This is a genomic window from Wolbachia endosymbiont (group A) of Sturmia bella (genome assembly GCF_964030905.1).
Taxonomy (GTDB): domain Bacteria; phylum Pseudomonadota; class Alphaproteobacteria; order Rickettsiales; family Anaplasmataceae; genus Wolbachia; species Wolbachia pipientis.
Window position 1 is genome coordinate 1,094,985 of the sequence record NZ_OZ034988.1, and the last position, 21,645, is coordinate 1,116,629.

A 21,645-nucleotide genomic window follows, 5' to 3' on the forward strand; every position below is an offset into this window, starting at 1 on the left:
TTTCAGTTTCAACAAAAATGGGGTATCGTAATCGTAAAATTGAAAAAAATGGATATCCTATCTTACTCTACTGAAAAGCTGAAAAAGCATTGTCAGCTACTTGATGATGAAGAAAAAATAGTTCTATATGAGCAGCTGCTAGACAAGGCTAAAGATATACTTGAAAACTCAAGAGATGATATTGCAAAGTTGAAAGAGGTAAGCAAAGCAGTTGTAGCAATAGAGGAAACTACCGATAAGCAGTTACTAGAAAAGTTTAATGATGATCACCCGCTAAGAGAAGTGGACATTTTAATCTACTCTCCTCAAGGAAATACTGAATATCTATTCAGCATAGATAACTCATCAGAGCTTTATGATTTAAAAGAAGATAAAGAAAAAGCTCTTTATAATGCAGTAAAGTTAAATGATGTTGAGCTTGTAAAAAAGCTGCTAATGATCCTTTCACCTACAGAAGTAAGTAATTTTGACACGAAATACTTGGAAGAATTGAAAATATTGCTGTCAGGAATTCACAAAGAATTGCAATTATCACAAGATATGAAAAATTATCTTGAGAAGACGATAAAGTTCTATAGTTTTTTATGTAGTAATTTTAACTTACTAGTTACAAATCCTACTGACGTAAAAGCCATAATTGATCTATTTGCTGCTCAACCAAATATTGATTACCAAATAGATAAGCTTCTACTTTCTTTTATTGTAAGAGATGTTGAGGAAAAAAAGCTAAACTCTGAAATTAGTCATATGATAGAACTTCTTGAGCAACACGAAAGATTTGCTGAGCTCGAATACAAGGTTAGAAGATTAAGATCAGAGTTTGCAAGTGGCAAAAGCAGATACTCGGCTGAAGTAATACGAAATAGCATTGCAGAACGAGAAAAAGAGATGAGGGAAATTGAGAAAAAATACGTAAGGCCAAACGATTTAATTAGCGAGAGGCAGAAATTATTAAAGCAATTACTTTGCTAGCTTTTTTTCCACTTCATAAAATTTGTTGTAAATTTGAATAAGAGGTGAAAAGTGCAATTAGGTAAAAAAATAAAACAACTTAGGTTAGATCGTGCTTTGACACAGACCGAATTGGGAAAGAGAATAGGTGTTTCGTATAGACAGATACAAAAGTACGAAAATGGTTCAAATTGTGTTTTGGCCAGTAGATTATATGATTTAGCAAAAGCACTATCGATAGATGTTGCTAACTTTTTTACTGATATGCACACTGACTCACATGAAGCTTATGATGAAGAAATACTAAAGTTAGTCAAAGGATATAACGAAATTAAGAGCAAAAGGTTACGTAGTGCAGTTTATATATTGGTAAAATCTTTTTCTCAAAGTGATAATACATAGTTAATATTACCTGATACGTAAAATGACTATACAACATCCTATCGATAAACAAATAGGTGAAAGAATAAGGAAAAGAAGGCTAATGTGTGGTTTTAGTCAAAGAGACTTAGGAAAAAAGCTTGAAATTTCATTTCAGCATGTACAAGGATATGAAAGCGGAGAGATTAGGCTTGTAGTTGATAGGTTATATAAATTAGCAGAAGTACTATCGGTTGATATGTCGTATTTTTTTACCAAAGCCTCTGAAGACTTACATGATAAGGCCTTCCATAGCGATGTAGGCAGCGAAGAAATATCAAGGCTAGTGAGGGAATATAGAAAAATTGAGGATGAAACTCTGCGTGACATTGTTCATTTAGTGATTAAGGCTCTTGCTAATACAGGCTTTAAAGCATAAGTTCTCTCCTTGAGTCGTTGAAGAAAACTTAAACTTTCATTTTCTTCATCATTTTGCTTTTCTTTCACTTTGATGCGTGTAGTTATACCCTACACAAAGTATAATGTTTTAAAAATAAAAACCTGCACCATAAAATATTGAGATTTAGAATATTAACTTATAAAGTCTTTTCGGCAGTTTTAGTGAGGGTCTATTAGCAAGGATGTTGGAGGTTAGAAATGACTATATCTGAAGGTGTAATACAGGGTATAAGGCATAATGATAAGAACGCGATAGGGGGATGATTTTTTGGTCAAGATGGCTGTGCACCATCCAGCTAAGTTTGATAGCTTAGAAGTAACAAAATTTTTAGTAAATAATAAAGGTGTAAGTTTTAACGCTAAAACTAATGACGAAAACAAGCCTATTCATATTGCAGCTGATTTTTGAAATATCGATATTGTAAAATTTTCTCTCAATAAGGGAGTAGAAGTTGGTACAAAAGGTAAAAACAATTGGACTCCTTTGCATTATGCTACCAATAAAGGATATCTAGGGATTGTAAAGCTTCTAATATAAAAGCAACAACAAGAATCATTTATTAATAATTCTAAAACTACAGATCTATAATGCACCCCATAAACTAGACCAAAAAAAAATGGTTGATCCGAGTAGGAAAGTAAAGGGGTAAAAGTATGGCAACAAAAAAATATGAACCAGAGTTAAAAGCAAAGATAGCTTTGGAAGCAATAAAAAATCAAAGAAGCACAGCTGAGATATGTAGTGAATATAAAATACCATCAACAAATCTATATGATTGGCGTGATAGAGTATTGGCAAGGTTAAAAGACCTATTTGTTGAAGAAAGTGAAAGTGCGAGAAAACAAAGAATCTTAGCGCAAGAAATAGAAAGTTTACATAAAGTAATAGGAGAATTGACAGTGGAAAATAGTTATTTGAAAAAAAAATTACTGAAATAAGCAAAAAAGATAGAGTAAGATTTATAGAAAAAGATTCTGATCTGTCAATTAGGAAACAGGCTGATTTACTTGGGATTTGCAGATCTAGCCTATATTATAGGCCTATAATTAATAACGAAAGTGAAATTTGATTCAAGAAGTATATTTGGCTTCTGATTGCCGTTATGGATATCGTAAAATTACTGCTGATACCAACATTCGTTATTGGGAAGACAAATGGGACGCGTTATAAATTTGCTTAACTCCCCAATTATAGGCAAAAAGAGCTCTTTTTCATTTGTTCCATTACCAATGAGACTTGGTATGAGATCATAGCGAGTGGAGTAGTAGTCAATCACAAAAAAATCTTAAGAATTATGAAAAAAATGAAGATTAGTGGGCTGTATTGTAGAAAAAGATGTAATACAAGTATTAAAGAAAAAAAGCATAAAATATATCCTTATTTACTCAAAGATTTGATTATTTGTAGAGTTAATCAGGTATGGGCTACTGATATAACATATATTATGGTAGAAGGTAAGTTTGTCTATTTTGTGGCAATAATGGACTTGTATAGTCGCTATATTATTGCTCATTCATTATCACCATATCTCGATGCTGGAGTTTTGCCTTTATACTCTCAAAGAAGCTCTAAAACAAGGTAAACCTGAGATTTTTAATAGTGATCAAGGGGTACAGTTTACTAGCTACAACTTTATTATGGAATTAGAGCGTGCTAATATTAAAATCAGTATGGACCATAAAGGACGTTGCTTCGACAATATATTTGTTGAGCGCTTATGGAGAACTTTAAAGCAAGAAGCTATATATTATTATAGACCAAATAGTATCAGAGATTTGAATCTTATAATAAACGATTTTGTTGCTTGGTATAACTATAGAAGGCGACATCAGACTCTACATTATAAAGTTCCTGCTGATCTCTATTATCATAAACAGTAAATGAATATATTCATAAATACTTTAAATGTTTGTCGACGAACATATTCATTTTAAAAATCGGATCACTTTGAAAAAAATGGTCTAGACAAATGGGTGCATTATAATGTATAACAATGTTACAAAAAATAATATCATAGAATTCAGTAGGATAATTCCTAGAAAACCCCTACATACTAAAAAAAGCAAAATGCTGTTAAAATGAGCTTAAGAATAAATAGCAAACATCTAACATAACAATTCTATTTGTAAATCAGGTGAGGCTTATCCTATAGAAAGCTTTCGAACTACGCAAGCGTATCTTTTGCCTTTAGTATTTCTTTATTGTTTAAGATAACTGTCTGAGCTCCTCTGCCTTAGCATTATATCTCCACTTTCTGCAAGTTATTCCATTAAGTAGTAAAAATATTAGACTTGCCGCAAAACTAAGAAAAAAAGACCAAAGATAGAGCAGATTGAACTTACAGTAAAAATAGAACAAAAAAACTCCAACAATAAATTATACAAACTTCATCAGGTTAACTTTAACTTAAGAAAACATAAATCAAATTTTCTTGCTCAAAGACCTTGCTTTTTCTCCAACCTTACTCAAACGTACTCTAGCTTAATGCATAATTTTACCCATAAACAACCTTATCTTTGGTACTTTTATTAGTTACAAGTCATCTAGAAAACCCAGATGCTCTACGAAACCCACCAATCAATATCAGATCCTGCTCTTGTCCTACAGCATTTAATATAGCGTATAACAAAACCATCGCATCTCCCCCAGTAATACGCTTGCATCCTCCACAAAATTCGTATTCACTTAACTGTCGATTTGCCTCCACCCTTTTTCGTTCAACTTGTTCTGCAGTGTTAGCATACTTCAACTCTATTCCAATTGGATGAGTATCATCATTTTCCGCAGATTTTGATAATACTAGGTCTATTTTCCTTCCTCTCTGTAGCTGGAACTCAATAATTACCTTGGCAGGATTATCGCAACTTTGAAATATCCCACGCAATAAAGCCTGAAATTTAGCTTCATTGTTCACGAGTAGACGGTTTCCATTTAATAACGGAGACAACAGACGAGAAATCTCATTAAATAAAACTTCATACCTAGCCCTGTACTCACCATTAACATTACTATCATTACCAAAATTAGGCTCAGCACTCATCAACTGATCTGCAAGTTGATGTAAATTCCTAACATTGCCCATTTGTTCTGAAAACCTTCCCTCGAAATAACCTTCACTATGAGAACGTGAGTAAGCACGTAGTGATTCGAATTTCTTTGCAGAAGCCACTTCCAGATGACCCTGGACATCTACTTCACAAAGTACTTGACGCACCTTAGCATCATCTGTGGCTTGAGGCAGTAACGACAGGTTCAATGCCTTGTCTGGTAAAGTCTGCCACTTTAAACGACGAAAAATGTGAAGCACAAAAAAACCAATATTTGATAAAAATAGAGCTAAAGTTAACGCATGGCTTACAATATCTGCTGCATCTCCCCTACCACCTGTACGTTTCATTTTCTCTCCCTGAGAGTGGTTAAATAGATACTTGGTAACCCTTACCTCTCGCCCATCATTTGTTTCTAAGTCCCTCCTTGTAGATAAAACATTTCCAAAAACAAACGATGACGTACAGGAAAAAGTGTTACAATGAGGCGATTGAGTGAACTCTGATGCTATGGGTTGTAAAAAACGTTTTACATTTCCCCTAACTCCATTTCCATGAGGATGTAGTAAACCCGGTATTAAGGAAAGACCACCTTCTGAAAAGGCCTGCACAGAAGTTCGGAGACCAGCACCTCCACGTAATTGAAAATTTAACGCTACACAAACAGCACTTGGTGATGAGGTATGAATAGGCAAAGACGAAACAGAACAACTTTTAGCATAATCTTTAGCTTGCTCTAATCCTTCCTCATCACCAACCTTCAACTCAATTATAATTGGAACCGAATCATTTGTCTGATCAACACCACGAACAAGCAAAACAACATCTGCATAACCTTTTCCTATAAGTAGCTCTGGGTAGAAATCAGCCACAGCTCGGTATCTAAAATTTACTAAAAACCCACACAGAAAACCGTGGTAATCAGACTCTGCACGAAACACTAAGCTATCTTCATGTTCATCATGGATATCAATAACATATTCCAAAATTCTTTTAACATTAGTACGCACTTCTCCTGTATCGTCATTTGCCAACTCACTCATCAGGTCTAACAATTCACCTTGTTCTCTGATTGGGTTAATTTCATGAAAAATTGGAGCTCCAGGTTCATCACGTTGAGGAAATCTATCTATTTCATGAATAAACCTACATTCTTCTCCAAACCGAAATATTTTATACTCTTCCCAATCCAGATCCTCATCTTCCTGTAATTCTTGTGGAAGATTCTCTTCTACCTGCTGCTTCTCTTCTGCACTAAACCTTGACCCAGGGCTGTTCTCATTATCAGCAACAGTATAACACCTGACTATTCTTCTATTTTCTTTATTAGTGAGAACAGCAACTTTTAGATTTCCATAATTGTCAAAACGAAAATAGACTCTTTCATCTTCAACTAATATACCTGCATCATGTGCAGTAGAAAACATACCAAAAAAGAATGTAGGAAAAAAGCCAGGCTTATTAGCCGAATGCAAAAAAGATGGACAGTTGTTTAAAAAACCTACAAATTGTCTACTAAACTCATCACAACCTCCACTTAATAAAGCCCTAACTAATTCACGATCTTCATTATTACCATGCATAAATACTCCTATTTGTTAACAACTGCAGCAGGCGAAATACTAACATTAGTACCCACTAACGTAGATTGAGGACCTTCAGTGCTAGCAGAGAATAAATTCAAATTTCTCGCTGACTTACACAACTCTTCTATTAAATTGCAGGAGCTAGTTGCATCTATCATCTTAGAATTCCTTGTTTTATCTAAACTATTTGCTATCCTCTCTTTTAATGATTTAAAGCTTTTGTCTGAACAACAATCTTTAGCAAACTTTAAAATACTCAAGACCAAATCAACTTTTTCACCATCGCCAGCACTTTGAGTATCCTTGCTGTTCTCCTGATCTACAATCAAATTTGAAATTGCATTTTCCATTGCAACAAAAGCAATCCTATCTTTAAAAGGATCGACAACATTTATTTTATTTTGGTTAAATACACTAGATTTCCAAAGACTGCTAATAGCTGACCTTGCTTCATTCCTGTTATCCAAGTCATAATCTTTAGAAACTACAACAAATGAAAGCGATGAGAGAAGATGTGCATATCCTCTAGGTGAAAGCATTTTCTCTGCTTCAGATCTTGAACATCCCTCGCTCAAGTACTGGATAACATACTTAGTTGTGCAAAGAAAACCGTGCTCTACTAAGTAACTAAGAGGACGATAGATCACACCCCTATCTTTCTTATTCGGTAGCCCAAGTAGTGACTTATGATCTACTTTTGCGCTTATGACTTTACCTAGAAGGGAATTTAAGGTAGAAGCAAGTTTATAGCTAGATTGCAATGGAGATAATTTTGCAATAGCAGAAACTAGCAATTTTTCTCTCTCTTCTTTCACTAATTTTTCTTCAGAACACAGACGATTATAGAAGTGTTCCACTCCCTTACTCCACTTGAAATCTACAGCCTTATTAAATCCATCTTCTGCTTCTATATTTTCTCTAAGGTTACCTGATTCTTGATCAATCCAGAAATTGAAAACAGGATCACGTCTTCCCATGGAACTTAACAATTCAACTCTTGCAAGCTTATCACTGCAAGCTAAATTCCTATCTTCCTCACATGCACCTTTATGAGATAAGTCAGATCTAAAAGACTCTAACGCCTTGTCAAATAATTGCTTAATTTCACTCTCTACACACTCAATACATGCTATTTTATATATAGCAAATGGATTCAACACACCTGATTTAGCTAATTCTCCTACCAATTTAGCAACATCTAGTGTCGCACCTGACCAACAAGATTCATCACGAAACGCATTACATAAGAGGTCCGATTGCTCAACGGTTAGACCCTCTACTGTTACAGGGTGAGACTTGACCCATTCCTCAATAGCTGAAGTTCTATCACCTTTAACAACATCCTTCAGCTTACTTATTACTTTGCTAGAGATAATCTCTTTATTTTTTTTAGGATCAGAACTGAGACGAGATCTTTTGCTTGGGCCTGCATTACCCTTCAAATCTTCCGTTCCACGTTTAGTTTTACTTTTTGGCATCTAATTACCTCAAAATCAAATATTCAATGAAGGTATTATACAAGCATTAGAATAATATATAAATCGAAAAATTAGTGTGCACCTAAATTTAAGCAGTAATTATAGACCTGTTGCAAAAGAGGAGATATTTAAAGAGAGATGTAGCAAGAGGGAATGAGCTTAAATTATCAAATCAACGTTATTCTACTTTACCTCACTAGCATTTTCCTTACCTTGAGCCTTACTATTACTCACAAATATAAACGTTCGTTACATAGCTCTTAATATGTCTAAAGAGACGAAATTTCCCGAATTATTTATAATGAACCCTTACGATCACATTCTGGGGACGTACATCAGAAAACTTTTATATTATTAGTTTTGTAGTAAAATTATATGAGTACATCGTATCTATTAAATCAGAAGCTTTATGGATTACAGATTGAGAGCTTATTTGTTTGGGGTTATCTGGTTTATACTTAGCTTACTTAGTAGTGTAGCTAATGATACTATATCAAAATATCTAAGTTTACATCTTCAGAGTTTTGAAGTAATTTTTTTCCGCTTTCTGTTTACCACTATTACCCTTGTACCTTTTATGCTTTACTATGGAATAGAAACTTTTAAAACAAGTCAAATATCTACTCAAATAACCAGGGGTGGGTTGTTGTTTTGTGGAATGACCTTATGGACTTACGGGTTGACTGTTTTCCCCATAGTAACTGCAACGATTATAAGTTTTTCTATACCATTATTTGTTATACTTCTTGCAATCCCTTTGCTAAACGAAAATATAATTTGGCAAAGATGGATAGTAACTGTTATTGGCTTTGTTGGTATTGCTATTACTACCAAAGCTCATAGTGAAGATTTTAATCCTAAAATTCTTATTTTTATTGTATCTGCATTGATCTTTGCTATATTAGATATACTTAATAAGAAACTTGTAATAAAAGAGTCAGTAATAAGTATGTTATTTTATTCAGCTCTAACGACAACTATTTTTGCTACTCCACCTTTGTTATTTTATTGGCATATGCCTTCCTTGTTGGAGTTAGTATTACTGCTGATTTTAGGAATAAGTTCAAACCTAATTCTGTTCTCCATGTTAAAAGCTTTTGCTCTTACTGATGCTACTGCACTTGCACCGTATAGATACATAGAGCTAATAATTTCTGCAATAGTAACATACGTTATATTTAATGAATTACCTGATAAAAGTGCTTTATATGGTACTTTGATATTAATACCATCAACCTTATTTATAGCTTATTCGGAGGGTAAGGCAATTAAGAAAAATAATGTAACAACAAAAGTTTATAATTGTTAATGGTATTTATTTTAGATGCTAAGCTATATTTTTAAGGTGATAATAAAATGCACATAACTATTATAGGAGTAGGGTATGTAGGCTTAGTATCTGGTACAATGTTATCTGAGCAGGGCCATAAAGTTGATTGCATTGACATAAATACTGAGAAGATTGAACTTTTGAAATCAGGGAAAATTCCCTTATATGAACCTGGATTAGCAGATTATTTAGAGAATAATATAAAGTCACAAAGGATAAGATTTTTCGATTCGTATTTTCAAATAAATCCCAATACAGAAGTAGTATTTATAACTGTAGATACTCCATCAGACTCTCTAGGAAATGCAAATTTAAAGAATGTATATAATGCAGTAAGTGAAGTTTCTGAGAGAGTTAATCAAGATTGCTTAATAGTGATAAAGTCAACTGTTCCTCCTGGTACTGGAGAAAATATACATAATTATTTATCTAATAAGGGCTATAACTTTGATTTGGGAGTTAATCCAGAGTTTCTCAAGCAAGGCTCTGCAGTATCAGATTTTTTATACCCAGATAGGATAATAATAGGAGTAAAAACTAAGCTAGCTAGAGCAAAACTAGAAGTTATATATAGATCATTTATAGATAAGAATATTCCGTTAATAGTCACTGATACAGTTACTGCTGAAATGATTAAATATGCTTCTAATGCTTTTCTAGCAACAAAGGTTGCTTTTATCAATGAGATGGCAGGTTTATGTGAGCTATTAGGAGCAGACATTGACCTTTTAGCTAACAGTATGGGAATGGACCATAGAATAGGTAAGGAATTTCTCAAAGCTGGTCCAGGATTTGGAGGATCATGTTTTCCTAAAGATTTGTCAGCTTTAATAAGGCTTGCTGAAGATCACAATGTCAAGCTACAAATTTTAAATTCAGTTAAGGAATCTAACTATAATCATATAACAAACATTGCTAAAAAGGTAGAATATGTATTAAATGGAGTCCAAAATAAAAAAATAGCAATATGGGGGCTAACTTTTAAGTCTGGTACTGATGATGTAAGAAATAGCCCAGCTATAGATATTGCACAATTGTTAGTGAATAACAAGGCTAAAATTACTGCATATGACCCAATGGGGATAGATAATGCTAGGCAAGTTCTAAAGGATATAGAATACGCGGACAATGCTATAGGGGCTGCAAGGGACGCGGAAGCCTTGTTATTGTTAACGGAGTGGAAAGAATTTAAAAATCAAGATTTTGCAAGTTTAAAGAGTATTATGGCTGCACCTAATGTTTTTGATTTCCGTAATTTATTAGATAGCGAGCTATTACTAAGATATGGTTACCATGTTTATTCCTTGGGTAAAAAATCTATCTACAAAGTTTAACTGTTGAGAAATTTTTTTTACACCGCTTTACTTAGTTTTTTTAGATCTTTGCTTGATAGTATGGAAAAGCAAACGAGTGCAACAACAGAGCAAATGGAAAAAAATGAAAACATAATACTGTTACCACAGTGCTTAACAAGTACTCCTAAGAGCACGCATGAAAATATTGAACTTGCAATATACCCAAATAATCCTGTTAAGCTTACAATTGCACATACATTATTTTGTGGAGCAATTTCTACAGCTATAACACCTGTCAGTACTTGCACTCCAAATATAAAGAATCCTGATAAGATTGCACAAAGGTTCATAAGAATTATGTTTTGACCAAAGTTCATTGCAATAAAAGTGAGTGCTATACCCAACATATAAAGTGATGCCAGCAAGCTTCTATTTTGAAAGAAGTACATATCACTAATTCTTCCTGTTATTAAAGTTCCAAGGATTCCACCTAAATCATATACGCCTGTTATTAGTGAGGATTGTACAAGAGAAATTTGTAATTTATTCTTTAAAATTATAGGAAACCAAAAGAAGATTCCCATTTTTATAATATAAGCACAAAAAGTAGCACAACATAGAAACCATATGGAACTTGTTACCTTGATACCTATTTGAGATTTCTGCACCTTATAATAGGTAGTAAAGTTGGCACTTTCTTTGTAATATGCTTTTAATATTGTATAAATTCCAAAAAGTAAGCATAAGAAACCAGAGTACAAAAATGCACTTTTTGCATTATATATTTTAATTATACTTGGTAATACAATTAAAGTAATACAAGAACCAAGTTGCTGAGATGCGCTCATAACTCCCCATGATGATGCAATTGAAGAGATGCTAGAGTTTGTAACCATAAACTTGGTAATAGCTGGCCAACCTAACCCTTGTGTCCAAGCTAATAATATTAATGTTAACAGTAATAAAGTTAGATTATTATATGATAAAGTTATACCAATGGTTAATAATCCAGTTGCAATATTGCATAGCCCAAACATAAATAATGGATTATTTTTGGAGTCCATGATTATTCCATTAACGAATTTTGATACTCCATAAAAAAAAGAAAAGCAGGCAAAAAAATAGCTTAATTTTACATGGTCAGTATCTATTAACAGTGGTAGAGCAATTGGTATACTTTGTCTTGATAAATAAAGCAGCATATATCCACAGAAGAATAGTAAATATTGAAAGAAGACAAAGTTCACACCTATTCCCAAATAGCTCTATGCAGATGCTAGCATAATACTATATTGGTATAATATTGTTTGACAAGAAGTTTGCAAACAATTAGTGGAGAAAATTACTTAGTATCTTTCTTATAGCAGATACAGTAGTATTAATATCTTCATAGCTTATATCTCTATGTGTTATAGCTCTGATTTTACCTTTGATGTTAGTCATTCTAATTCCATAATTTGTCATTAGTACGTTTATTAATTCTTGAGTAGATATACAATTAGTACGTAATGAAAAATACGCTATATTAGTTTTATACAGGTCGATATCAATTATAACTTGATCTATGGAGTCTAGGCCTTCTATAAGGTGCTGCATTTTTTTATGATCTTCTTCTAAAGAATTTACATTATTACGTAGAGCATATAAACATGCAGCTGAAATAATGCCAGCTTGGTGCATACCTCCGCCAATTTGAAACTTATAGTACCAAGCTTTTTCAATAAACTCTTCACTTCCAAGCAATATTGCGCCCATTGGAGCACCTAATCCTTTACTAAAATCAATGAATACCGAATCAAAATAACTTGCATACTCTTTTGGAGATATTTTAGTATGAGCACAAGCGTTGAACAGTCTTGCTCCATCTAAATGAGTGAATACGTCATTCTCTTTGCAGAGACTTGAGATCTCTTGAATATATTCTAAAGGCCACACAGCTCCACCACCAAAATTTGTCGTTTGTTCGATAGAAACAAGCCCAACTCTCGGAATATTTCTTAAACTAGGACGAGTAATAAACTCAACAATTTGTTCTCCAGTAAATATTCCTCTCGTACCTTTGATGGGCAAAGGAGTAGCATGTGCCTGGGCTGCGATCAAGCCAGATTGTACTATGAGTGGATGTGAAGTTTCATCAAGCAGCAAGTAATCACCAGGTCTTTGAATGTGTACTTTATAAGCAATTACATTGGACATCGTTCCTGAAATCAAAAAGATTCCTGCAGGTTTACCTAATATTTTACATGCGGTTGCCACTAATTCGTTCACAGTTGGATCTTCACATGCAGCTTCGTTTCCAACTTTTGCTTTAGCCATCGCTTCCCTCATTTTAGCTGAAGGGTCAGTGTTTGAATCGCTAAAGAAATCTATTTTTACTCTCATATTAAATTTAACACAACCTCCTTTATAATTTCAGCAGCTTTCATGATGTCTGTTTCCTTTGTGCCAAGATGGGTAACTGCTCTTATATGAGACTCGAGCCAAGGAAAAAGCAATAAACCATAAGCTTGGCACTTACTCAAGAAAACCTCATTAGTTACATTTAGTGTTTTTATACTAAAGCTTACTATATTAGTTTCTGGATAAGGTAGTACCAGTTTTATGTGTGGAATTTCTTTAATCTTATCTGCAAGTAATTTAGCGAGCTTATTATCTTCTTTAAGCCTAGAGATATTATTCTGTAGTACGTATTTTGCTGCATTAGCACAATACCCTATCTGATGATAACCACTACCTAGCCAAACCTGTAGCTTTTTAGCCCTTTCAATTATCTCTCTTTTACCCATAAGCATTGAACCAAAAGGAGCTCCAAGTCCTTTAGTAAAAGAAAAGCTCATTGTATCCACGTATTTAGCATAATCTGCTAAAGCAATATTCGTTTCGATATGAGCATTAAATATTCTTGCACCGTCTAAATGAAGATTTACATTGTGAGCTTTTAAAAAGTTATATAACTCAACTTGTTTTTCAAAAGGATAAATTTTACCATTAAACCCATTTATACTATTTTCTATAGAAACAAGACTCACCTGAGCAAAAATTTTATACCTCGGCTTAGAATTAATAGCATATTCTACTTCATCAACATCTAAGATTCCGCTATTATTTCTAATGCAATTAAATACGATATTATTTACTTTTGCATTGCCTGCGCTATCGAAAAAATTAACGTGATAATTATAATGAGTTATGAGTTCATCACCAGGACTTGTTTGACTGGCAATGGCTAATCTATTTGCAAGCATACCGCTGGTTACAAATAATGCTTCTTCTACTTTGAATAGTTGTTTGCAATATTCTGATAAGTCATTACAGCTTTTGTCTTCACCATAAGCAAAATCTCCAACAGTTGCATTACTTATTGCATGTATAACGTTGAAGCTCTGCAGAGTTGTAGTGTCACTTCTCAGATCAATAATTTTTTCCATCTTATTTCTTGCCATTCAAACAACCAATTTGAGCATTCCAAAGTTCTTTATAAAGACCGTGCTTAGAAACTAGTTCAGCGTGTTTACCATCTTGGACAATTTTTCCTTTGTTAAATACTAGAATTCGGTCCATGTGTAAAAGTGTAGAAATACGGTGTGCTATAGTAATCGTAGTTTTATTTTGCATCAGTTTAAATAAACTCATTTGAATTGTTTTTTCTGTTATAGAATCTAATTGACTAGTTGGTTCATCAAGAAATAATATTGGAGCGTTTTTTAAAAATGCCCTTGCTATTATTATTCTTTGTCTTTCTCCTCCAGATAGCTTGATACCTTTTTCTCCGACTATAGTTCCATATTGATCTGGTAGAGTCATAATGAAATCGTGAATACCAGCCAGCTTTGCAGCTCTCATTATTTCTTCGATAGTAGATTGAAGTTTACCATATATGATGTTTGCTAAAATAGTATCATGAAATAACAATGGGTCTTGAGGTATTACAGATATTTGTTGCCTCAAAGAACTCTGTGTAACTTCTGATACTATTTGATTATCAATCTGTATATTACCTTTTTTAACATCAAATAGCCTTAGAATTAAGTTTATAAAAGTAGATTTACCACCTCCAGAATAACCAACTAGACCTACCTTTTCGCAAGGATTAATGGTCACTGAGAAATCTTGAAATAATGGCTCCTGACCTTCATAAGAAAAAGAAACATTATTAAACGTTATTCTTCCACTTAATAAATTTAATTCTTTAGCATTTTCCTTATCTTGAATTTCTGGTACGGTAGTCAAGATTGGCAATGCATCTGAAACTTTGCCGAAATGAGTAGAAAATTGGGTAAGATTCCTAGTTAGATGGTTAAGAAACTCTATAATCGATATATTAATTCCAAGTACAAGAGCAATATCTCCTATTGCAACCTTGTTCAATTGATAATCATGAATTAAAAAATACAAGTTTACTGCTTGAAGTATATCGAATGAATATCCATATATAAACCAAAGACAAAAGTATGCCCATTGTAATTTTCTCTCTGCAATAGTTCTTTTCTTGCATATTTGAAAAAATTTGTGTCTCTCATGTGCTTGCTGAGAAAATAACCTTACTGATATAACATTTAAAATACTATCTGCTATACTAGCTATTACTTGTGAGTTTTGTTTAGAGTAATTATCAGCTAGTTCAGTAAGTACACGAAAGCTGAAAATCGATACTAAAATAAAAATGCTTACCCAAGTGAATGTGGCGATTGCAAATTTTATGTTTACTAATGATAAGGTATAAATAGCTAAGACTAATGCTATGCTGTAACCGAAAAAACAATCTATAAGCAATCTTATTAACTCTATCACACTATCCATTAAGTTACTGACCTTATGTACTAAGCTTCCAGATAAATTGTTCTGATAATAGGAATGGTCTTGCTGGAGTAGCCTACAAAAAGACATATCAGCTATCTTTTGACGCATTAAGGTAAACATTCGAATGTCAACAAAATAGCCATAGAATCTAAAAGCAGTAGTGATAAGTAATGCCATACCAAGATAAGCGCTTACAGGTAATAAAAGATTCTCAATTACATTACCTTCCTGATATTTTACAGCTGTATCTAGAATATTTTTTACTAAATACTTTCTAAAAGACAAATCAACAGCTACCACCAGGGCAACTAAAGACATTATAAGTACATTAAGTTTGAATTTAGATACTATATTCAAGATGAACATCAATACACATTTGAAGCTATCAACTCTACTTCTGTTCATTTATAATGCTAGCTCCACTACGTTGACTTTTTTATTGAGAAATACAAGTAGTGAAAACCATAAATTTTTGTATATTTTTCCTGAGATGTCTCCAGCATCATGTAGTGCTGATGCTTGATTCAGAATAAGTAGCTTATATAAATCTCGCTTAGCCTCAGTAGTGTCGATCTCAGAAATATTTGTAGTTGTGTCTGTAATAAAGGCTAACCAGCTCTTAATAAGTTCTTTCATGTTTTTTGCTTTTATACTTTCTTGGTAGCCAAATAATGACAAGCATTCTCTCAGTATAGATTCTGTTAACTCACCACAATTGAGTATACCAAAAACTGAAGGCTGAGGTTTTGGCACATAGGGAAGGTCTTGATCTTTTACAATCCACCTTGTTACATAAGCAAATCTATCTTTAGCATCTGTATTCTTATCACTACCATGCCATAACCGTGAATCAAAAACTATCGCATCTCCTGCTGAAATAGGTAGTGACTTAATTTTATAATTTTCTCGGTTATTTGAGTACTGATCAAAAAAATATGGGTACCAAAAATCAACTAAAGGCTGTATTTCCCATTTATGACTGTTTTCTATAATTTGCAGTGCACCTGAAGTTTCACTTACATTATTCAAAGCTAACCAAACGGAAAAGTGGTAAGGATCATTGAAACTATAGGAGATGTCTTGATGGAAGGGAACTGCATCTATTAAATCAGCAGTTTTACATATAACATTTGATTTTTTCTGCAGTATCTGACACTGAAGTGACTTTTCAAGGTAATTTTTAATAATTTTATCTAATGCTTGAGAGATAATTCTAGTTACTCGAGATGACGTGCCCCATCTACCGGTACAGTTTAAGTAGTCAGAAGTTGAAACACTTAGTTCTTGGGATAGCTCTGATATCTTATTTGTTATATCACTTAAAGACTGAGTTATTAGCTTTAAAGGAACCAGATTTTTGATAATAAAAAAACCATTTTTTTGTAGTATTTCCATATGATTAATACCTGACATCAATGACTGATAAGTAATCTGTTAAAGGCACAACAGCAAAAATTTTGAATCCTTTTACTTGTTTTAATATTTTTTCCCAATCGCTTAATGTTCTTAGTTTACCTCCTGTTTCAACCATTACATTAATATCTACAGAGCCTCCAGCTGGAGAGCGGTAATCTAAAATAGTTTCTATCAATAAAATACGAGATATTCCTTTGACCAATTTTAAATAAGACAATACTTTATCATCATCATAATGCTGTAGAAAGCGGCAAAAGACACCTAATTCATAATTTGTAGCTGATAGTTTTTCCTGAGTTATAAGTTTGACTTTTAAATTTTCTACTAACTGTCTTGGCACTTTATGTTCGTTATATAGGCCTATAGAACCTTTATTGTGTATATCAGAATAAGCAAGAAATAAAGAGTGTACACCAAATAGCAATATATTCTTAGCACCATCTATATTAATCCTAGAATTAAACTCTTTAGTATCAAATCTAGAATATCCTAGCAATGCTTGGTAAAACGCTATTTTCTTATCTTCTGATGCTTCTCTTTCCTTAAAAGATTCAAATGAAGAGATTGACTTCTGTTTTAGTATATCGGCAATCTTTAACCAATTCCTTTCAGCGGCAACTCTTGCCCACATTGTTGCTGCTTTTGGCAAAAATGGTATTTCCTTAAAACACTTACCTTTTGATGATAGTTTCCATAAGTCCTCGTCCTTATCGTAATCAATAAACCCTATTTCCCACAACGCCCTTAACAGCCTTTCTAGATTTGGAACGATAATATTTAACTTTTGAGATAAAACTGGCATAGTTGCAGGTAAGATATTTAACAAATCAAGTTCAATAGCAACATTTGCGAGGTAAGTTTTCCAAAAGGCTGAAAGTTCTGCAGAAATCCTATGCACTTGAGATTCTTTACCTAAATCAAAAATACTAAACTTTACATTTCCGGTAATATCGATTTGTCCTAACACACCTTCAAAAGTTTCAACTTTTGCCATCCCATTATAGAATGCTTCTACCATTTTAAATCTCTGCTGGTAAACAGGATCACCATTAATATCTATATGAAACCAACCATGTTGATCTTCTGCAATAGAATACCCTTTATGAAAAACATTAAGTTTTTTATACCATTTATTATGTACTAACTTTCCATGATGATTAATATGTGTAGCTTTACCATCCTTATAGACTACAGCGATACCATCCTTAAAATCTCCAACATAATCATACTCCTCCTGATAAATCCTGTTGCCATTTAAATTAATATGAAAACATTTATCATGTCTTCTAACTACACAAGCATCTTCCTGATAATTTCCAATCCATTGATAAGACTGTTTGTATACTCTACATCCAGATGAATCAATATGGTAACACCCTGTATCATCTTCTACGGCTGCTCTATTAAAGTAGAATCCAAAAGTTTTTAGAAATCTATTATGATAAACTGCTTCTCCTCTTACATTGATATGATAAGCACCTGTCTGATCATAAACCGGTGCAAGACCGGGCTCATGAAATTTACCAACCTTTATAAACCTATTTTCATACAAAGGATTTCCTAGCAACTCGTGAAACCTCTCACACGGTGAAATTTTAATAGATCTAAGATTATCTTTGATTAATTGATCAAAGGTTTTCTCATGTTGCATGTTTTGCATAATTTGTAATTTAAATAATTCTTTTGTAAGCTTAGGTACTCACTACTCTGCCATATTTCCTCGAGTTTAACCTCATTAACATTACCAAAATTTCCTAATGTCTTACGGAGTTCATCTGGGGCACAGCAAGGACTAAACTTTCCTTCATTGTTTATCCATGCTTCTTTACCTAAAAATGGGCATTGACCACCTGGAGCCAAATCCTTAATACCTTCTTGAGAAAGAATTGTAAAATTTTCTAATTTTATCTTTTTACCATTTGGTAATAGCATATTATCTCTAAGCTCATATAACCTTCTCACCTCTGTATTCCATCTACTAATTGCTAACTCATCTCTTCTCATAGATAGATCCTTAATTTCCTCAAAATGTGCCCAAAGATGATGTCCTTTAACTCTATCTATGCCATTTTTTATGGCCATCTTAACTATGTCATAGAGTTCATGTAAATTACTTTCCAAAAATGTTAATTGTAAAGTAACGGTACACCTTTCACCTGTATCGCTAAAGTATTTATCTCTAACTTCAAGGAAAGTTTTTAAATTTTCTGTCACTACTTCCCATTTTGAACCTTTCATGATTCTTTCATGAGTTTCTTTAGTTGCCCCATTCCAGGAAATCTTAACATCAGATAAAATTGGTACCAGTAGTTCAGCCCATTTTCTAGCTCCTTTAATAGGAAAAGAACCATTGGTCGTGAGGTTAAGCTTCAGGCCGAACTCATGGCACAAATTAATTATTTCATCAAAGCTTTTATACATTAAAGGCTCACCCATAGTAGAAGGAATGATTTCCCTTAAAGGTGTGCCAGCTGCTTCCTTAATTACTTTTCTGATAGTTTCTATCGACAGTATCTTAGGTTTTATTCCTTTAGCTTTCTTTTCTTCTTTAACTTTGCTGTATGGTGAAAAACATTCGCACATTATACAAGCAAAATTGCAGTAATCTGGATTAGTATCAAAAGTAATTCTCCAAGGACCTGGTTTCACAGCTACTGATTTGCCTTTCTTTTCAATAGCATTACGGTAAATCTTGTTAAGTTTCTCAGTATGCTCACTTATAGAAGGTATATTTCCATTTTTAGTGTAAGGATAGCCTTTTTGGGTAAGTTTACTATATAACTCCTGATCTGTAGATAGGATTTGCATTTTTTCTGATAAACTACTTGCATCTCTGTGCTTAAACAACAGTCCATCTCTTACATATTCTGCCATGCCACCATAATCGGCTGTTATAACTGGTATTCTAAGTTGCTGTGCTTCATGTATTACTAACGGTGAATTTTCACCCCAAATTGAAGGAACGACTATTGCATCAACTTTATTAAATACGTCAGTAACTATATTCTTATTATCATAACTTCCCATCCACTCTATTCTTTCTTTAACAACAGGTGAAAACTGATTGGCAATCGCTTTTAAAGCTTTAGTTTCTTCTCTTGCTGCTCCCCAAATTCTAAGTTTTACTTTAGATGATAAATGAGAAAAAGCTTTCAATAATAGATCAACACCTTTTTCGGGAGTATGAGTACCAATATAACCGAAAATAAACTCTTTTTCTTGTGCTCTATTTCTATTCTTAAGACGATTGAGATCAAAACCATAATCAAGATAAGAAATTTTGTTTATCGGAACATTAAAATCCTGAATAAATTTATCCATCAAGAATTTCGATGGGGAAATAAAGTAATCTATATAGTCTATTATTTTCCTTGTGTGCTTCATTCTAGTTGCAACCCATTGTTCCCAATAATTTAGGTCTGAATTCAGGAATTCTTCATCTCCTGTAAAATATCCTTTGTAACATTGGGTTGCACATTTTTGATCCTTTTGTCCATCACAGAGCCGTAACAAATCTTCAGAATTGCGTTGAATAAACCTTCCTCTTGGACACATTAACCAAAAGTCATGTAGCGTAAAAATTGTAGGTATATTTTCTTTAAAAGCAATTTCTGGTAAAGTAATTGATAGATGATTAAGATGACCAAAATGTATAAGATCTGGCTGAAAGTTATCTATTACTCTTTTAAATTGTATATCTACTTCTTCATTGATAAATTTGTAACGATATTTAGCTATGGGTATATTAATTAAATGCAGTAAGATTCGAGAATCACTACGATCTAGGACTGTAGTGTAATAAAAATCAGGTAAAAAGCTATTTTCATACCTAGTAAATACTTGTACCTCATTGTTATTTGCTAGTTCATGAGCAAGAGTTTGGCTATAAACCTCTGAACCAGCACTATAATAAGGAGGGTAACCATGAATAACTTTTAATATTTTCATATATTACCATATCTATATTGTTAGGATATTCTTTTGTACTGTTTTGCAGACTTTTTATAAATTTACTTAATCCTATTTCTAATGAATACTTTGGAGACCAACCAAGTAGCTCTTTAGCTCTAGTAAAATCACCATGGAACTTAGTTACGTCAAAATTTCTTGGAGGATAAAAATCAATTCTAGAATCACTTTTCGTGACTTTTAATATTGTTTTTGCTAAGTTTTCTAAAGTACATGGGCTATTAGTAGTAAGATGAATAGCAGGAAGAGAAGATTTTTCGCTTTGTAAATATTGAACAGTTAAGCATATACCCTCTATAACATCATCCAAATAGGTAAAATCAAAAACACATTCTTTACCTTCTATTTTAATTGGATCACCTCTTAATGCATTAATACAGAGTGCAGGAATTACTCTACTGTTATGATCTAGTAAACCACCATATACATTTGAAAAGCGTAATATTGCTACATTAAAATCTTTTAAACTTGTTATTTGTTCCTCAATAAATGCTTTGCCTTTGGCATAATTATTTATTGGATCGATACTAGCAGATTCTGTAACCGGCAGTTTCTTCTGCTCTCCATAGACTTCCCTACTACTTGCATATATAAACCATGGTTTATTTGGAAGTGACTTACATAACCCTAAAAACTGCATTGTACCATCAACATTAATTTTTTGACACAGTGCAGGATAAAGTTCACCATGTACCACTCGAGAAATTGCAGCCAGATGAATAATTCCTGTACACTTAGCAAGTAGTGGTGCTATATCTTCTGAAAAAAAACTGAGTGGATTGTTGCGAAACCTAATATCACAGCTTATTACTTCATGGCCTTGGTTTTCTAACTTTTTCACCAAAGTCGACCCTATCAAACCTGCAGCACCTGTTATTAATATCCCCATGTATACCCTCTACTACAACTAGGAAAATTTGTCGTACCAATTATCTTACAAGTAAGAATCAAAA

17 protein-coding genes and 2 pseudogenes are annotated in these 21,645 nt (G+C 33.1%); 9 read left to right on the plus strand and 10 right to left on the minus strand.

Features of this window, described 5'->3' with window-relative positions:
• Window positions 1–48 precede the first annotated feature (48 nt).
• From ACQH3L_RS05165 to ACQH3L_RS05195, 7 genes and pseudogenes are all read left to right on the plus strand, one after another.
• The gene (locus tag ACQH3L_RS05165; RefSeq protein WP_012673225.1) at window positions 49–972 is read left to right on the plus strand and encodes a hypothetical protein; all 924 of its coding nucleotides are present in this window, start codon (window positions 49–51) and stop codon (window positions 970–972) included.
• 51 nt (window positions 973–1,023) lie between these two features.
• A complete protein-coding gene (locus ACQH3L_RS05170; protein WP_007549995.1) occupies window positions 1,024–1,353 on the plus strand; it encodes a helix-turn-helix domain-containing protein in 330 nt (109 codons plus the stop codon).
• A gap of 22 nt (window positions 1,354–1,375) precedes the next feature.
• On the plus strand, window positions 1,376–1,750 hold the full coding sequence (locus tag ACQH3L_RS05175) for a helix-turn-helix domain-containing protein (protein ID WP_007549999.1): 375 nt from the start codon (window positions 1,376–1,378) through the stop codon (window positions 1,748–1,750).
• A gap of 297 nt (window positions 1,751–2,047) precedes the next feature.
• Window positions 2,048–2,179: an ankyrin repeat domain-containing protein gene (locus tag ACQH3L_RS05180; protein ID WP_007551899.1), complete on the plus strand. Its 132-nt coding sequence runs from the start codon at window positions 2,048–2,050 to the stop codon at window positions 2,177–2,179.
• 9 nt (window positions 2,180–2,188) lie between these two features.
• Complete coding sequence (locus ACQH3L_RS05185) at window positions 2,189–2,308, plus strand: ankyrin repeat domain-containing protein (protein WP_353285524.1); 120 nt, start codon at window positions 2,189–2,191, stop codon at window positions 2,306–2,308.
• A 116-nt stretch (window positions 2,309–2,424) separates the two neighbouring features.
• Window positions 2,425–2,896, plus strand: a pseudogene (locus ACQH3L_RS05190) (transposase); the annotation flags it as partial.
• Window positions 2,897–3,014: 118 nt separating this feature from the next.
• Window positions 3,015–3,651 (plus strand): annotated as a pseudogene (locus ACQH3L_RS05195) (IS3-like element ISWpi17 family transposase); the annotation flags it as partial.
• Window positions 3,652–4,310: 659 nt separating this feature from the next.
• Here ACQH3L_RS05195 and ACQH3L_RS05200 read toward each other — a convergent pair.
• Both ACQH3L_RS05200 and ACQH3L_RS05205 read right to left on the minus strand, forming a co-directional pair.
• Window positions 4,311–6,401: a hypothetical protein gene (locus ACQH3L_RS05200; protein ID WP_141457077.1), complete on the minus strand. Its 2,091-nt coding sequence runs from the start codon at window positions 6,399–6,401 to the stop codon at window positions 4,311–4,313.
• Window positions 6,402–6,409: 8 nt separating this feature from the next.
• The gene (locus ACQH3L_RS05205) at window positions 6,410–7,882 is read right to left on the minus strand and encodes a hypothetical protein (protein ID WP_425384713.1); all 1,473 of its coding nucleotides are present in this window, start codon (window positions 7,880–7,882) and stop codon (window positions 6,410–6,412) included.
• A 409-nt stretch (window positions 7,883–8,291) separates the two neighbouring features.
• On the opposite strand from ACQH3L_RS05205, the gene ACQH3L_RS05210 reads away from it, so the two are divergent.
• Window positions 8,292–9,191, plus strand: coding sequence for a DMT family transporter (locus ACQH3L_RS05210; protein ID WP_425384714.1), 900 nt, complete (start codon window positions 8,292–8,294; stop codon window positions 9,189–9,191).
• 47 nt (window positions 9,192–9,238) lie between these two features.
• On the plus strand, window positions 9,239–10,546 hold the full coding sequence (locus tag ACQH3L_RS05215; protein ID WP_425384715.1) for a UDP-glucose dehydrogenase family protein: 1,308 nt from the start codon (window positions 9,239–9,241) through the stop codon (window positions 10,544–10,546).
• A gap of 17 nt (window positions 10,547–10,563) precedes the next feature.
• On the opposite strand, the gene ACQH3L_RS05220 is transcribed toward ACQH3L_RS05215, so the two are convergent.
• From ACQH3L_RS05220 to ACQH3L_RS05255, 8 genes are all read right to left on the minus strand, one after another.
• On the minus strand, window positions 10,564–11,709 hold the full coding sequence (locus ACQH3L_RS05220) for an MFS transporter (protein WP_425384716.1): 1,146 nt from the start codon (window positions 11,707–11,709) through the stop codon (window positions 10,564–10,566).
• A 127-nt stretch (window positions 11,710–11,836) separates the two neighbouring features.
• Window positions 11,837–12,889 (minus strand): threonine aldolase family protein, encoded by a 1,053-nt coding sequence (locus tag ACQH3L_RS05225; protein WP_425384717.1) that lies wholly within the window; start codon window positions 12,887–12,889, stop codon window positions 11,837–11,839.
• A complete protein-coding gene (locus tag ACQH3L_RS05230; RefSeq protein ID WP_425385009.1) occupies window positions 12,886–13,935 on the minus strand; it encodes a threonine aldolase family protein in 1,050 nt (349 codons plus the stop codon). The genes ACQH3L_RS05225 and ACQH3L_RS05230 overlap by 4 nt, the downstream gene beginning before the upstream one ends.
• A 1-nt stretch (window position 13,936) precedes the next feature.
• Window positions 13,937–15,712, minus strand: coding sequence for an ABC transporter ATP-binding protein (locus ACQH3L_RS05235; RefSeq protein ID WP_425384718.1), 1,776 nt, complete (start codon window positions 15,710–15,712; stop codon window positions 13,937–13,939).
• On the minus strand, window positions 15,713–16,702 hold the full coding sequence (locus tag ACQH3L_RS05240) for a phytanoyl-CoA dioxygenase family protein (RefSeq protein WP_395461744.1): 990 nt from the start codon (window positions 16,700–16,702) through the stop codon (window positions 15,713–15,715).
• Window positions 16,703–16,706: 4 nt separating this feature from the next.
• Window positions 16,707–18,383 carry a WG repeat-containing protein gene (locus ACQH3L_RS05245; RefSeq protein ID WP_425384719.1) on the minus strand — a complete coding sequence of 559 codons (1,677 nt, stop codon included), beginning with the start codon at window positions 18,381–18,383 and terminating at the stop codon, window positions 16,707–16,709.
• Window positions 18,344–20,671 (minus strand): glycosyltransferase, encoded by a 2,328-nt coding sequence (locus ACQH3L_RS05250; RefSeq protein WP_425384720.1) that lies wholly within the window; start codon window positions 20,669–20,671, stop codon window positions 18,344–18,346. The genes ACQH3L_RS05245 and ACQH3L_RS05250 overlap by 40 nt, the downstream gene beginning before the upstream one ends.
• Window positions 20,628–21,581, minus strand: coding sequence for an NAD-dependent epimerase/dehydratase family protein (locus ACQH3L_RS05255; RefSeq protein ID WP_425384721.1), 954 nt, complete (start codon window positions 21,579–21,581; stop codon window positions 20,628–20,630). The genes ACQH3L_RS05250 and ACQH3L_RS05255 overlap by 44 nt, the downstream gene beginning before the upstream one ends.
• Window positions 21,582–21,645: the final 64 nt, after the last annotated feature.